The organism is Pseudovibrio sp. Ad46 (genome assembly GCF_001623065.1).
Classification (GTDB): domain Bacteria; phylum Pseudomonadota; class Alphaproteobacteria; order Rhizobiales; family Stappiaceae; genus Pseudovibrio.
The window spans coordinates 46583-60062 of sequence record NZ_LMCG01000046.1 but is presented as its reverse complement, the minus strand read 5'-3'; the positions used below and the strand labels follow the sequence as shown (position 1 = coordinate 60062).

At 53.7% G+C, this 13480-nt stretch carries 10 protein-coding genes; 3 read left to right on the top strand and 7 right to left on the bottom strand.

What is annotated here, in order from left to right; translation table 11 throughout:
- Positions 1-43: 43 nt before the first annotated feature.
- From PsAD46_RS11435 to PsAD46_RS11425, 3 genes are all read right to left on the bottom strand, one after another.
- Positions 44-832 carry a pentapeptide repeat-containing protein gene (locus PsAD46_RS11435; RefSeq protein WP_063306908.1) on the bottom strand — a complete coding sequence of 263 codons (789 nt, stop codon included), beginning with the start codon at positions 830-832 and terminating at the stop codon, positions 44-46.
- Positions 833-1314: 482 nt separating this feature from the next.
- Positions 1315-2460, bottom strand: coding sequence for a helix-turn-helix transcriptional regulator (locus PsAD46_RS11430; protein WP_057462401.1), 1146 nt, complete (start codon positions 2458-2460; stop codon positions 1315-1317).
- Between the two features lie 245 nt (positions 2461-2705).
- The gene (locus PsAD46_RS11425; RefSeq protein ID WP_063306907.1) at positions 2706-3920 is read right to left on the bottom strand and encodes an NnrS family protein; all 1215 of its coding nucleotides are present in this window, start codon (positions 3918-3920) and stop codon (positions 2706-2708) included.
- 338 nt (positions 3921-4258) lie between these two features.
- Here PsAD46_RS11425 and PsAD46_RS11420 point away from each other — a divergent pair, with 338 nt between their 5' ends.
- The gene (locus PsAD46_RS11420; protein WP_063306906.1) at positions 4259-4966 is read left to right on the top strand and encodes a DUF930 domain-containing protein; all 708 of its coding nucleotides are present in this window, start codon (positions 4259-4261) and stop codon (positions 4964-4966) included.
- Positions 4967-4969: 3 nt separating this feature from the next.
- Here PsAD46_RS11420 and PsAD46_RS11415 read toward each other — a convergent pair whose 3' ends face one another.
- The 4 genes from PsAD46_RS11415 to PsAD46_RS11400 form a co-directional block, all read right to left on the bottom strand.
- A complete protein-coding gene (locus PsAD46_RS11415; protein ID WP_063306905.1) occupies positions 4970-5497 on the bottom strand; it encodes a DUF1566 domain-containing protein in 528 nt (175 codons plus the stop codon).
- Between the two features lie 200 nt (positions 5498-5697).
- The gene (locus tag PsAD46_RS11410; protein ID WP_063302964.1) at positions 5698-6060 is read right to left on the bottom strand and encodes a VOC family protein; all 363 of its coding nucleotides are present in this window, start codon (positions 6058-6060) and stop codon (positions 5698-5700) included.
- A gap of 182 nt (positions 6061-6242) precedes the next feature.
- Entirely contained in the window at positions 6243-7271 is a 1029-nt protein-coding gene (locus PsAD46_RS11405; RefSeq protein WP_063306904.1) for a 2-oxoacid:ferredoxin oxidoreductase subunit beta, read from the bottom strand.
- Entirely contained in the window at positions 7268-9259 is a 1992-nt protein-coding gene (locus tag PsAD46_RS11400) for a 2-oxoacid:acceptor oxidoreductase subunit alpha (RefSeq protein ID WP_208981800.1), read from the bottom strand. Before PsAD46_RS11400 ends, PsAD46_RS11405 begins: the two co-directional genes overlap by 4 nt.
- 307 nt (positions 9260-9566) lie before the next feature.
- Here PsAD46_RS11400 and PsAD46_RS11395 point away from each other — a divergent pair, with 307 nt between their 5' ends.
- Positions 9567-10379 carry an SDR family oxidoreductase gene (locus PsAD46_RS11395; RefSeq protein ID WP_063306903.1) on the top strand — a complete coding sequence of 271 codons (813 nt, stop codon included), beginning with the start codon at positions 9567-9569 and terminating at the stop codon, positions 10377-10379.
- A 201-nt stretch (positions 10380-10580) separates the two neighbouring features.
- Entirely contained in the window at positions 10581-13442 is a 2862-nt protein-coding gene (locus PsAD46_RS11390) for a DUF2339 domain-containing protein (RefSeq protein ID WP_063306902.1), read from the top strand.
- Positions 13443-13480 lie beyond the last annotated feature (38 nt).

Genomic DNA, 13480 nt, shown 5'->3' with positions numbered 1-13480 from the left:
GTCGCATTTGAGGCGGGGTTTTTGTATGGATACTGTGCCGGCTTTAGTCCGGATCAACCTTGATGCCGAGGCCGTGCAACAGAAGGTGTTGCTGGCTGGCAGAAACAATCATGCCCCGATATCCGCGCAGGCTTGTTAGGAAGAGCGCACCCACATCAGCACCTCGCAAATCCGCGTAGGTCAGATCAAGATCTTCCGTCTCCGCATCAGAAAGCGTGCTGCGCTTCAGGTCTGCATTGGTCAGGTTCGTGTTGGACAGATTGCTGCTGGTCAGGTCGCAATCGGTGAGAATGCATTCCTCCAGATCCAGATCAGACAGGGTTGCGTAGTTCAGCTGACAGTCGGTGAATGTTGCCCGTGTTTTCAACGCGCGTTTGCCCGCAACCTTGCCAAAGTCACAACCCGCAAGTGAGGCACCCGTCAAACGGGAGTTTTGGAAGGTGATGCAGAACATTTGCGAATACGGAAAGATGGTGAGGCGCAGATCGCAGTTGTGAAACTCCACATTGCTCAGGTCTGCATGGCGAAAACACCCGCCTGCCCGTGTGTCGGCATAATAAAAGCTGCAGTTTTCAAACTTTGCCTCACGCAGATCGCAGCTTTTAAAGGTGCAGGCCGGAAACTGGGTGTCTTTCCAGCTGCTTTCACGAAAATCTACGGAATTGAAGTCACCTTCGGGCTCAAAACTGCAATTGACAAACTGCGCATCCCGCAGGTCTTTGCCCTCAAGCCAGGACGCTTCCAGCTCAGCATCTTCAATTGGTCTGCCAGATTCCAAAAGAGCCGAGAATTTTTCATAGGTGAGAGCGATGGAAGTATCTGAGGAAGTCATGTGAGCACCGTGATGAACGAGGAGATAACCACTGTGCCATGTGCAGTGGGTGCGTTCAATCCGACAGCTTCAATTAAGCAAGAAAAGACCGGCGTCGCCTTTTGAAATATGGAAGGCTAAGCCGGCTAGGCAATAATTTGCAACAATACAGGCGGCTCATTTCCCAAGCAAACAAACCACCAAGCAGCAAACTTAAGGACCGAATTGCGGTTGAAGGTATGCCTTCTGTGCCAAGACTGCCTCCGAAAACCTGTGCTCCCGACGCCTCTTGTTTGCTGAGTTAAATTTACTCAGAATTTTTCGAGGTGACTTGATGCAATTGCACTAATTTTCTGCAGAAAAACATAAAATTCTAAAATAGGGTGGTAACGCGCTGATATATCTAGCAAAAATATCAGATTATTTTCCTCGCCAATATGTCAGATGCATGAAATTGAGGGGATGGGTTTAGGTCACTGAGGGAAAACCCTGAAGGGATTATATCAGGCCTGCCACGGATAGCGTGAAAGCGTGGTCATCACCAGCCGCACGATCTCCGTTTGCGAGCCAACATCCAGCCGCCGGGACACGTTGGCGATGTGGTTTCGTGCGGTATTGTAAGAAATGCCGAGTTGCTCAGCAGCGTCTCGTGTTGACGCACCATTGGTCAGCGCCTTCACAACCTCGGTTTCCTTCGGGGTGAGATTCAGCAGATGGCTGATCATCTTGTCTGGCACTTCGGCAAAATCGGTCGGATCAAAGATCATCATCAGGCAGTATTTTGGTCTGGCCAAAAATTGCGAGAGATACGCAGGAGCGTCCTTTTGGGTCTCGATAGGCTGGATAAAGACCAGTGTGTTCGGACCAAATTCGTTGCGGATGATGACCGGAGACGGCAGAGTGTGGGTGTAGATGGACTGCCTGACCGCGCTTTCCAGTGCGCTCGCCTCATCCACTGCCTTGGCAGAGAGCCGCATATAACGCCCAAGCTGCAAGTTGGTGTGCTTGCTCAGCAGTTTTTCTGCGCGCCCGTTCATCACCTGCACGCCGCTGTTTTCATCCACCACCAGAGCGCTGAATGGCATCTGCTCCAGCCAGAACTTACCCAATGCCTTGGTGGGCGCAACCGCCTCGCGCATGCGGCGCTGCAACGCCAGCTGAAAAGCATTGCGGAAATACGGCTGCAGGAACTTCACTTCCTCATAGAGCTGGTCCTCATCTCTTTCTGACACAGCATAAGGAAGGGAAATGTTGATGTAGGAACACAAACCGTTCTGACGATCGATCATCAGAGTAATAGCGCGATCGATATTGTCGTTGGGCTCAATGAAGTTGCCGACATAATCAGCGTGGATGTCTTCCTTGCGGAAATGGCGATGCGGGCGGCAGGGCTCTTCAATATCAACCCGCTTTAAAACGGAGGGCAGCGGATTGAGCTGGGCAACGGGCGCAAAGCTGTCGTGGAACGCCTGCCCCACATTCAAAACCTTCCGATAGTCATAGTGACGGTCCGCCAGGCTTTGCACATTGATGGCAAAGGGAAACTCTGAGTACTTTGTCTGCAGTTGCTTCAACGCATTTTCCAGCGGCTCTTCATTCATGAAGGTCCGGAAGATATCGCTGATACTCTGATCAAGGAGCGGTGTCATAATCTATGGTCTGCAATATGGCTCGAAAGGAGTGGTACAGAGCGGTAATCAAAGATCTCTAATAAAGAAACCTCTTAAGTATTGAGCCGTCAGACGGGTTAAATCAAGTAAGTTGACCGTTTGGTCTAAAAAGAAACTGACGCTGCGATATATCAGCAACAGTGCATAGGTATATATGAGAATATTCTGAATAAAGAGGTGTGCTTGAATACAGGAAAGGCCCGGAAAACCGGGCCTTTGTGGTTTTAGAAGATTGTATTTGGCCGGGTGACAATGCCCCAGTATCTAACGGTAAAGAGGCCAAATGCACCAACCCAGCACAGGGCTGAAAGACCCAGAACCATGAAATATCCCTGCGGATATAGGAGAATACCAAACACCCGCACCGCTGCACTCATGACAATGAGATAGTAGATCGCGATCTCAACCCATGTTGGCTGAAGTGGTCTGCCGGAGTGACCCAGCGCACTGCGTGTCATCATGGCCAGCATCATACCTGCGATGGAACCAACAGTGATCGCGTGGATCGCCAGCACCTGATCCCATGGCGCATCCAGCAAAGCCCCTGCCCGCAGCAGCAATGCAATTGGCAGCCAGGCGTAGGAAACCGGCAGGATCCAGAGGATCGGTTTGCCCCATGTAATCTGAGGGCGCCACAGGCCCATCTTTACAATATGCAGTCCGGCAAGCACCAGCAGGCCCACCGCGCGTAGGGTTGCAGCCTCATAGCTCATGCCAAAATAGATGTCGCTGACCAGCAGCAGAACCATGCCAAGACCAATTGCATCTTCAAGGCGCTGGTTGCGCACTGCGCGTTTCACACCGAGGGCATTGTTGGTGAAGAGCGGGATAATACGCCCACCAATGACGCTTACGAAGATTGCGAAGACATCAACAGCCCAGAGGAACACATCGGCAGAGTCATAACTGATCAGATCAAGCGCAATGGCGTGGAACAGACCGTTTGCCACAGCCAGCACCAGCAGCAAAGCCACCGCGAAGTAGTTGCGTTTGTTTTTCGCCTGATACAACGGAATTGCGATGCCAAGAGCGGCAAGAGGCAGGAAGAGAAGATCAAGAATTTGCCCGAGAGACCCAAGTGGTCCACTGCCCACAAACAAAAGTACACGCGCCGCCAGCCATAAGGCAAGCAGTCCGCCCAGAACCAAGCCATTCGGTGTGCGCCGGCCCGTCCAGTTTTGAACGGCGGTGTAGAGGAAACCGATGAGAATGGCGACCGCAAAGCCAAAGATCAGCTCATGAGAATGCCAGAGCACACCTTCAAGTGGGCCATTGATCTCGACAAAACCGATAATGGAGGCAACCCAAAGCGGAACGCTGATGGCCGCATACGCTGCACCAACAATATAGAACGGACGAAAGCCGAGGGATAAAAATGCTTCCCAGGAGAAAGCTGCGCTCGCTCTGGGATGCTTCGGCATAGTTTGTGTTTGCTGCATTTATCAGATCTCGGTCGGCGAAGGATCTGCCTTCGCTCATTTTCTTATCAAGGCACAGGAAACGCATTCGACCAGAAGGGATGGAGCGATGGTCGAACTTCTCCACTTATCATTCCTTATAAACATGAAACTAATACTCATATTTGTGCAATGTCAAATAATTCTAAAATAGCCGCTCCGGTCATTCGCACATGACCTTTAAGGCACTGATTTCAGTAGGATGGTGGGCCAGTTCAATCAGTTGCGGGTAAGTTGAAATGTGAGAGGCTCTGCCGGATTTTTGCCTTGTTCTGCCTTGAGTCTGACGATATCGAGCGGCGGGACACAGGATTGATTCATTGCACGCATTGCAAGCAGACAGAAACAGCTATGTCATTGCGGGGTCCAACAAGACCTATACGCTGGTGTTTGCGTCCTCTTTAATGGTGCATCTGTTCGCCTACTGGGTGCTGGCCATGTCGCACCTGCCTCGTAGCTTTCGTGGAAGCCCGGTCAAAAGCATTGGCGTTGAGCTCATTGGCACTGCTCAGTTTGAGCAACTCATCGCACCGCCAATCCCACAAGAACCACCAACTGCATCGCTCTCCTCTGCTCCACTGGAACAAGCAGCCCCGCAACCTTTGCCGCCGCCAGTTGTGAGAGAAGAAGTTATCCAAACCCCGCAACCGGTTGTTGCGCAGCACTTTCAGTTGGGCCGTTTGCTGGACGCGCCTGAAAACAAAGAGCTGAAAGAGTCGCTGGTTCTGTTTGACCCGTCCGACCAGCGCGAGCAGCTGTGCAATCTGGAAGTGATGGAGCAAATCCAGTTATGGAACGAGAGCTTCAACCCGGAACGCGTGGTCGCCTTTGCCTACAAAGACCCGGTGGTCTTCGGCAATTCCGTCAGCGCAGACGGCGCCGCCTTCCGCAGCAAGGGCGACTGGTACCACCTCACCTACAAATGCACCTACAACCCCACCACCAACCTCGTCACCGCACTGGAATTCCTGGCAGGCGACGTCATCGCACGGTCAGAGTGGGACGATCATTTTTTGTTTGCGGAGTGAAGGTTACTTTGTGTCGCGAACGGCACGGACGGCCAGAGAATAGCCCTGGCTGTGGAAGTCTAGGGCGTAGGTGACGAAGTCCAGATAATAGTACATGCCTTTCAGCTTCTGGTCTCCAGTGGCGGACCAGAAATCAGCGTAGTCGGTGAAGGTTGGTGCTTTAAGGTCTGGAAACAGGGCGTGCAGTTCGTCTTTATCAGCGCAGGTGGAATCCAGCAGGCCATAAAGCTCACGGATTGTTGGCAGACGCCAGCCTTGGCTGTTCTCCGCAAAATGAGAGGCCGCGATGTCTTGCCCTACCTGCATTGGTTCACCGGAACAGCTCTTACTATTGCTTTCCCACGTCATGCCTTCTGCGCAGCGTTTCCATTCCAACGCGAAACCGGTTTGTTTGACCAGAGCTCCTTCAAGAGTAAAGCGCTCTTGCAAGGCAGGTTTGTTGCTGCAATCAAGTTGCGCAGCGGCGGGGAAGGCTGACAGGAAGAGGCTGAGAGCGGCACCTGTGGTGAGGACGAAAGGCTTTTTTGTCATTATAAAACATCGCAAAGTGATTTTTGAAAGATCGCGGTGCGTGCATGTTTTATCAAACAAACCGCAGCGCTATTTCACTTCACTGACGGGAAATAGTGGTGTGTTTATGGCAGCTTGGGCATTTCCAAGATTAACCTGTGCGTCCTGCAAAGAAGAGCGGATTGGGGCCGCTCTTATTCTCTTTAAAGATGAAGGGCGCGTTATGCCGTCGGTTCCCAGAGCTCAACGGGATTGCCTTCCAGATCATGAATTCTGGCGAAGCGACCAACGCCATCCATGGTTTGCTCCTGAGAGATTTCGATATCAGCCTTGCGAAGCTGGTTGAGCATTTTGCCCAGATCCGCCACGCGGAAGTTGAGCATGAAGCCGTGGTCTGGCGGAAAGTAATCGGTGTCCTGAGCAAAGGGCGAGAACACGGTGACGCCCTCAGTCGAGACCCAAGGTGTCATTTCCATATTTGTTGGCGCCAGATTAATACCCAGATGTTGCCCGTACCACTGAGCGACAGCTGCAGGATCTTTTGCTCTAAAGAAGATCCCTCCAATTCCTGTAACTTTTTCCATAGTAGTTCCCCCAAATGCTGGCCGCAGAACATACTCCTCAATTGCCTTGACCTTCGCAAGGCAGAAGCTTCAAGAGCTGATCAGAGGATGAAGGGGTTTGGAATGATCGTTTTAAGATAAACCGTCTCACCAGAACCTGAAGCAAGGCTTGTCAGATTCTGGCGAGTGAGCAACGGGTGGAATTAAGCCGCGTCCTCCTCCACATCCCACGTTTCTGCTGCACGCAGGGTTGCGGAGAGGTGAATGAGTTTTTCGGTCATGCTCAAGGGCCTTTCTGGAAGGCCGATGCGGCTGGCGGCACCGAATTCGGTGGCTTGTTCGCGGAACAGGATGCCGAGGACGGTTGGTTCGCCGTCTTTCTCTCCCAGCTCAGCCAATGCAACTGCCAGTGCGTGGTTGGTTTCGTCATGAACCAGCAGATCTGCTTCGGTCAGGCCATCCTCTTCCAATGAAACGATATCCAGTCCAAAGCCGCCGGGTTTTACACGGATGCCTTTGTCTTTATTGACACCGAACACCATGGGCTGACCATGTTCCACCACGATGGTGTGGTTCGGTCCCTGCTTCTTATCTTTCAGGTGATCAAACACACCGTCGTTGAAGATCACGCAGTTCTGCAGCACTTCCACGAAGGCGGTGCCGTCAAAGTCGCGTGCCTCTTGCAAAATAGGGCCGAGCACTTTGGCCTGTGTGTCAATGCTGCGTGCGATGAACTTGGAGCCTGCCCCAATGGCAAAGCGAGCCGGGTTGAGCGGCATTTCCACTGTACCGCCCGGAGAACTCGGCGTGCGCATGCCCTTTTGTGAGGTTGGCGAGTACTGGCCTTTGGTCAGGCCGTAAATCTGGTTGTTGAACAGCACGATCTGCATATCGAGATTTCGGCGCAGAGCGTGGAGCAGATGGTTGCCGCCGATGGAGAGGCCATCCCCGTCGCCCGTGAACACCCACACATCCAGCTCAGGATTAGCAAGCTTTGCACCGGAAGCAATTGCAGGTGCACGTCCATGGATTGTGTGGAAGCCATAGGTTGCCATGTAGTATGGCAAGCGGGAGGAGCAACCGATGCCGGAAACGCACAGGGTGTCTTCCAGCTTTGCGCCTGTATCTGCCAGCATCTTGTGCAGGCTTTTCAAAACAGCGTAATCACCGCAGCCCGGGCACCAGCGAACATCGAGAGAACTGGCGAAATCTTTTGGTTTCAGGTCAGTCATGATGAAACTCCCAGCGCGTCCTCAATGATTTTGGCGATCTCACGGACGAGGAATGGACGTCCCTTCACGCAGGAAACGCTCTCAACCGGAACATCCATCTGGCTGCGCAGCACTGTTGCCAATTGGCCGTTGTTCATTTCTGGAATGATCACCCGATCAAACCCCAAGAGCAGCTCCTCCAGATTAGGCGGCAAAGGCCAGAGGTGGCGCAGGTGAATGTGGGAGACGGACTTGCCTTCCAGCTCTGCACGGCGGGCCGCCACGCGGATTGGCCCCCAACTGGAACCCCAGCCAAGCAAAGCCAGTTTGCCTGTGGCCTCTCCGGATTCCACATGCTGCGGCGGAATGCTTTTCGCGATGGCCTCCAGCTTTTGGGCGCGGATCTGGGTCATAAGCTGGTGGTTTTCGCCGTCATACGAGATGTTGCCACTGCCTGCCTGCTTCTCCAGCCCGCCAATGCGGTGCATCAGGTCAGCAGTGCCCGGGACAGCCCATGGGCGGGCCATGGTGTCGGGATCGTGGTCATAGGGCAGGAAACCCTCTGGATCTGTGGCTTTCTTGACCGGGAATGGAGCATAAGTCGCATCACTGAAGTCCGGCAATTTCCATGGGGCACTGGCGTTGGCTATGTAGCCATCAGTGAGCACCATGAGTGGTGTCATGTGCTTTGTGGCCAGCTTGGCAGCTTCCACACCCATGTCGAAGCACTCAGCCGGATGAGCTGGTGCGATGACGGGCAGCGGAGCATCCCCATTGCGGCCCCAGATGGCCTGAAACAGATCCGACTGTTCCGTCTTGGTTGGCAGGCCAGTGGAAGGACCGCCGCGCTGCACGTTGACGATCACCAGCGGCAGCTCTGTCATGATGGCAAGGCCAATTGCTTCCGTCTTCAGTGCTATGCCGGGACCGGAAGAACCCGTCACGCCCAGATGTCCGGCATAAGAAGCGCCGATAGCTGCGCAGATGGCGGCAATCTCATCTTCCGCCTGAAACGAAATCGCACCCAACTCCTTCAACTTTGCCACTGTGTGCAGCAGCGGAGAGGCTGGCGTGATTGGGTAGGAGCCGTAAAACAGTTCAAGATCAGCAAGGGTGGCGCCAGCATAAAGGCCATAGGCCATGCCTTCATTGCCATTGATGGAGCGGTACTCGCCTTCCATCAATGGGGCTGGTTGAATGCGGTAGCGAGAAACATCCGGCGGCAGATCGGTGACTTCTCCGTAAAGATGACCTGCCTGCAATGCCATGATGTTGGCCTTGGCCACATCAGGCTTTTTGTGGAACTTCTGCTCGATCCAATGCTCAACATCTGCGGTGGAGCGCTCGAACAGCCACAGGACCAGACCAAGGGTCCACATGTTCTTACTGCGCCGCGCATCCTTGGCGGAAAGGCCGGTTTCCTTCAGCGCTTTTTCTGTGTTGCTGGTGATTTCCAGCGGTAGCACGCGGAAGCTGGAGAGAGACCCATCTTCTAGCGGATTGGCGGAAAAACCTGCTTTGGTGATGGCGCGCTCGGTAAAGGCGTCCATATCAATGATCAGCAGACCGTTCTGCTTCACACCTTCCAGATACTTGCGCAGGGCTGCCGGATTCAGCGCCACAAGTGCGTCAGTTTCATCACCAAACGTGTCCACCTCGGTGTGACCGATGTTGAGGGAATAGGCTGAGACACCATAGATCGTACCGCTTGGTGCGCGTATATCCGCCGGAAAATCCGGGAATGTCGCAATGTCATTGCCAAATCTGGCGGCACTTTCAGCCAGCCGCGTGCCCGTCATCTGAATGCCGTCGCCCGAGTCTCCGGCAAAGCGGACGCGCACATAGTCGACCTCCGGCTGCTGGGAGACAGGAAGCTCACGCGTTGTTGTGCTGTGTTCCAGTCCGTTCTGCATAATCGGCTCCAAAATACTGGCAGCGGCAGTGGCAGAAATCTCGTCTGTTCTTTTGTCCCTCAGGACATTGCCAATCAGCTGAGCCAGAATACCCACTTCTCTGTGGCTTTTTGTAGCCTGTAATAGCAGGAATGGAGTTGCGACCCGTTAACGCAGCCCGCTGGTAATTGGTCGAACAGCCCTCAGCAGTTGTACCGATCTTGGTGGTTTCGGCCTCATGTTTTGCCCTGTATCCCGTCCATTCTCGTTCTGCACCCTGACAGATTTAAATTTGGCGTTATTTGCGAGTCATTTGGCGCGATATGGCTTTGAACCGATCCAACCGCATCCCTAGTTTGACAGAGACGAAGAATAACAAGCGAGTTCCAAAAAGATATCTCGCATAAGGTTTCAGGAGTTTCTCATGTCCAACACTATTCTCATCACAGGCGCGTCCTCTGGCATTGGCAAGGTCACCGCACAGTCCTTTCACGACAAAGGCTGGAACGTGATCGCAACAATGCGCCAGCCCGAAAAGGAAGAGGAGCTGACGCAGCTTGATAATACTCTTGTGACCCGTCTGGATGTGACGGATGAAGCTTCCATTGAAACGGCAGTTGCTGAGGGCATCGCGCGCTTTGGCAAAATTGACGTGCTGCTCAACAACGCCGGGTATGGCGCTTATGGTCCGCTGGAAGCCTTTTCCATGGAGAAAGTACGCCGCCAGTTTGAAACCAACGTCATCGGCCTGATTGCCGTGACAAAAGGTGTCCTGCCCCACCTTCGCGCCAACAAATCCGGTACGATTGTGAACATTTCGTCCATCGGCGGCCAGATGACCTTCCCGCTCGGCGCGCTGTATCACGGCACAAAGTTTGCGGTTGAAGGCATTTCAGAGGCGCTTCATTTTGAACTGGAGGCTGCTGGTATCAAGATGAAGATTGTTGAGCCCGGTATGGTCAGCACCGATTTCGCCGGTCGTTCTTTCGACTTCACCAATGACGAGAGCATGACGGAATACCAGGGTGTTGTGCAAGCGCTGTTCGGTGCCATGAACGGGGGCATGCAGCCTTCCGAACCAAGCGTTGTGGCAGACGTCATCTATACCGCTGTCACGGACGGCACCGATACCCTGCGCTATCGCGCTGGGGCAGACGCCGTCCAGTTTCTCGACAACCGTAAGGCGCTGGATGATGCAACATTCATTGGTGGCCTAAAAGAACAGCTTGGCCTTTAGGGCCTGATTGTACCGTTCCCCCAACAGTACAATTTGAAAGCAGAGGATGCGGCGGTGTCCTCTGCTTTTTGCTTGAAGCTTCTGAGGCCAGCTGAGACTGCTGCAGGTCAGGCACAGGAAAAATTGTCGTGGCTCTTAACGGTCAATGCGTGTAGGTTTGCCGCAGTCTTTTTTCTTTAAGTCTTGCTTCCTCAGGTTTTCATGGAACTCATAATTATTGTTGCCGTCGCCCTTTTTCTTGGTGTGGCATTAGCATTTTACAACCGCCTCTCAGATATCGCGCTCAAACTCACGTTTTTGAATGCGCAGATGAAAGAGCTGCACAAGAGCATGGCTGAGTTGCAGGGCCAGCCTCCAAATGTGGGGACTGCTCCAACTGCTGCTGAAAAGCGAGCGACGCATCGTGAAACTTATGTGCCGTCTGTGTCGAAGAAGCCATGGATGAGAGACGTGGATACCAGGAGTGAAGTGGCGAAACCAACGCCACCTCCTGTGCCGAGTAGCATCGCTGCACAAGAAGCACCGAAAGAGGATGCCAAAGCACAGGCTGTAAAGCGGGCTGCTCTAGCTTCTGAGCAGGCTTCAATCTCTGAGAAACGCGACACGCTTGCTCAGAAAAATGCCCAGAAAGACGCTCCAAAATCTGAGCAGAAGGCAGACTCGCATCAATCTGCGCCACCTCAGCCAAAGGCTGATCCGGTTGAAGCGTGGTTTACCGGTGTTGCCCGCAGCGTTATCGACAACGTCCGCAAAAACTGGGTTGTCTGGCTGGGTGCTCTGTCGCTTGCATTCGGCGGTATCTTCTTTGTTCAATACGGAATTGAGAACGGAGTCCTCTCACCAGCCATGCGCATCAGCTGTGCGCTGGCCTTTGGTGTCTTGCTGATTGCTGGCTCCGAGTTCTTCCGCTACCGGCAGAAAGAGGCGCATGTTGATCCGTTCGGCCCGCTGGTTGCGGCGGCCAGTGGTGGTCTTGCGTCTCTGTTTGGCGCCACAGTGGGCGCTTATTCGCTTTATGGGTTGATTGGCCCAACGACCACCTTCATCGGATTGGCGCTTGTGTCATGGCTCGCGATTGGCGGTGGCCTTCTTTATGGCCCAGTGCTCGCGACCATTGGTATTCTCGGTGCCTATTACTCCCCGCTGCTGGTGGGTGGGTCAGAACCGTCCGCCTTGCTCTATCTCTATTTTGCGATGGTGCTGGCAACAAGTTTTGCGGTTGAACGCTTGCAGCGCTGGATCTGGCTCTCCACACTCAGCGTCCTTTCCGTTTTCGTCTGGGTATTCCTGTTGCAGATCCAGATGCCGGAGCAACAACTGACACCGCTTATGCTGGCCGCAATTCTTGCGCTGACAATTACGGTGCCTGCCTTTGGTTTTCCGCCGAAATCAGCGATCTCTTGCTGGCCATTGGACAACGCGTTTTGGGACTACAAGAAGACCTATCCAGCTTTGCTAAGCTATGCGGTGACAGGTCTCGTGCTCCTGACCGGGTTGTTCTTTGCGGGTGAAGACATGGGTCTGGCACGGCCAATGACGCTGATGTTCGCCGGTTTGCTGGTCGCCCATGTGTTCTTTTTGAGTAAAGCGGAAAGCCTTGACCTGATTGGACCAGCACTGCTTGCAGGTTTCGCGTTGATGATGTGGATGCCGAAGGCGCTGGCCTGGCAATCTGTGCCAGACGATCAGCTGTTCTATCTTGCCACTTTGGCTGTCACGATCACAGCGGTGACAGGTGGCAGCTTGCTGCGTGGCCAAACCTCCACGCGTGCGTGGTTCTGGAACTGGTCTGCCGTCGCCTTGCCGGGGCTTGGCGCGGGGGTCTACTTTGTCTACACGGTCCTGCACGCGCCAGAGCTGCTGAGCGCTATCGGAGCCTTTGGCTACCTGTTTGCGCTTGCTCTGCAAGTTTGCGTGGCGGTCTATTTCCGCAAGTCACCGCATAAGTTTGAGTTTGGAACTGAGGGCAGTGCTGCGCTTGCCTTCCTGCTATTCTTGCCATTTGCCTACTACTTCTTTGGCGAGATCACACTTCCGATGGTTCTCATGATCGGAGCCGTTGTGGTTCTCGAAATCTCAGATCTGTTCGGGCTTAGCATAGCGCGAAAGGCGTTCTTTGCTTACCTGAGTGGCATGGTCTTCTTCACCACGCAGCGTTACATCGACGGATTTGGTGAAGCGGGTTACGGAGACATTTCGCTGCTGTTCCTGCCAGTGCTCGCGCTCAGCGCATTTGGCTGGTGGCGCGGCCAGCAGCGCGGGGATGACAGCGAAGCAGTTGTGTTTGAAACGACTGTCTGGGCAGCCCTGTCCCTGTTCTTCTGCGCCTTGCTTCAGGTGTTCTACCGCGATCAGGGCGACATGCCCATGTATGTGATGCATGGGTCCTATGCCTTTGTTCTGGCAATTCAGGTTTCCGTTCAACTGAAGCGGATGAGTTTCTCAAATTCCTTCGCCAAGTTGAGACGAGGGCTATTCCATTGGTACTGGGCCATTGCAGTGTTGAACTGTCTGGTTGCGATTTTGGCCACCCCACTGGCTCGGGACCATGTCTTCGGCTACTTCCCGATTGATAGCCTCTCAATTGCCTATCTGTATCCTGCTCTGGCATTGCTGTTGGCAACTGAGCGCTTCTGGACCCGTGAGGCTTACCTGCAAAACGTGACACGCGGTCTGGCGGGCGTCTTGCTGGTTATGTTTGTCGGGTTGGAAATCCGCGCCTTCTGGCAGGGGCCTGTGTTGACAGCGCCTGGTGTGGTTCTGGAGGAACTCTACAGCTACACCGTCGCGATGCTGATCTTCTCAGTTGGGCTAATCGCCTTTGCCTCAGTGAAGCAACGTAAACGGGTTGGGCAGGCAGGACTGGCGTTCATCATCATCACCTGCCTGAAAGTGTTCTTCATCGACATGTCGGGTCTGTATGGTCTTGCCCGCGCAACATCGTTCATTGGTCTTGGACTAACACTGGTTGGTATTGCCTGGGCAAACAAACGGTTCTTGTCGTTTGACACGCCAGTTGAAGAGGACGAGCCGGAGCTCAAGCCTCAGCAAGATCAGGCTTAATTCATCAAAAGGCCGGAGAGAGCAAACACGTCTCTCCG

What these genes read in the sequence shown, in the direction of transcription:
- PsAD46_RS11390 (WP_063306902.1), top strand. Translation starts at nt 10,581, where the DNA reads ATGGAACTCATAATTATTGTTGCCGTCGCCCTTTTTCTTGGTGTGGCA.
- PsAD46_RS11410 (WP_063302964.1), bottom strand. Translation starts at nt 6,060, where the DNA reads ATGGAAAAAGTTACAGGAATTGGAGGGATCTTCTTTAGAGCAAAAGAT.
- PsAD46_RS11395 (WP_063306903.1), top strand. Translation starts at nt 9,567, where the DNA reads ATGTCCAACACTATTCTCATCACAGGCGCGTCCTCTGGCATTGGCAAG.
- PsAD46_RS11415 (WP_063306905.1), bottom strand. Translation starts at nt 5,497, where the DNA reads ATGACAAAAAAGCCTTTCGTCCTCACCACAGGTGCCGCTCTCAGCCTC.
- PsAD46_RS11405 (WP_063306904.1), bottom strand. Translation starts at nt 7,271, where the DNA reads ATGACTGACCTGAAACCAAAAGATTTCGCCAGTTCTCTCGATGTTCGC.
- PsAD46_RS11425 (WP_063306907.1), bottom strand. Translation starts at nt 3,920, where the DNA reads ATGCAGCAAACACAAACTATGCCGAAGCATCCCAGAGCGAGCGCAGCT.
- PsAD46_RS11430 (WP_057462401.1), bottom strand. Translation starts at nt 2,460, where the DNA reads ATGACACCGCTCCTTGATCAGAGTATCAGCGATATCTTCCGGACCTTC.
- PsAD46_RS11435 (WP_063306908.1), bottom strand. Translation starts at nt 832, where the DNA reads ATGACTTCCTCAGATACTTCCATCGCTCTCACCTATGAAAAATTCTCG.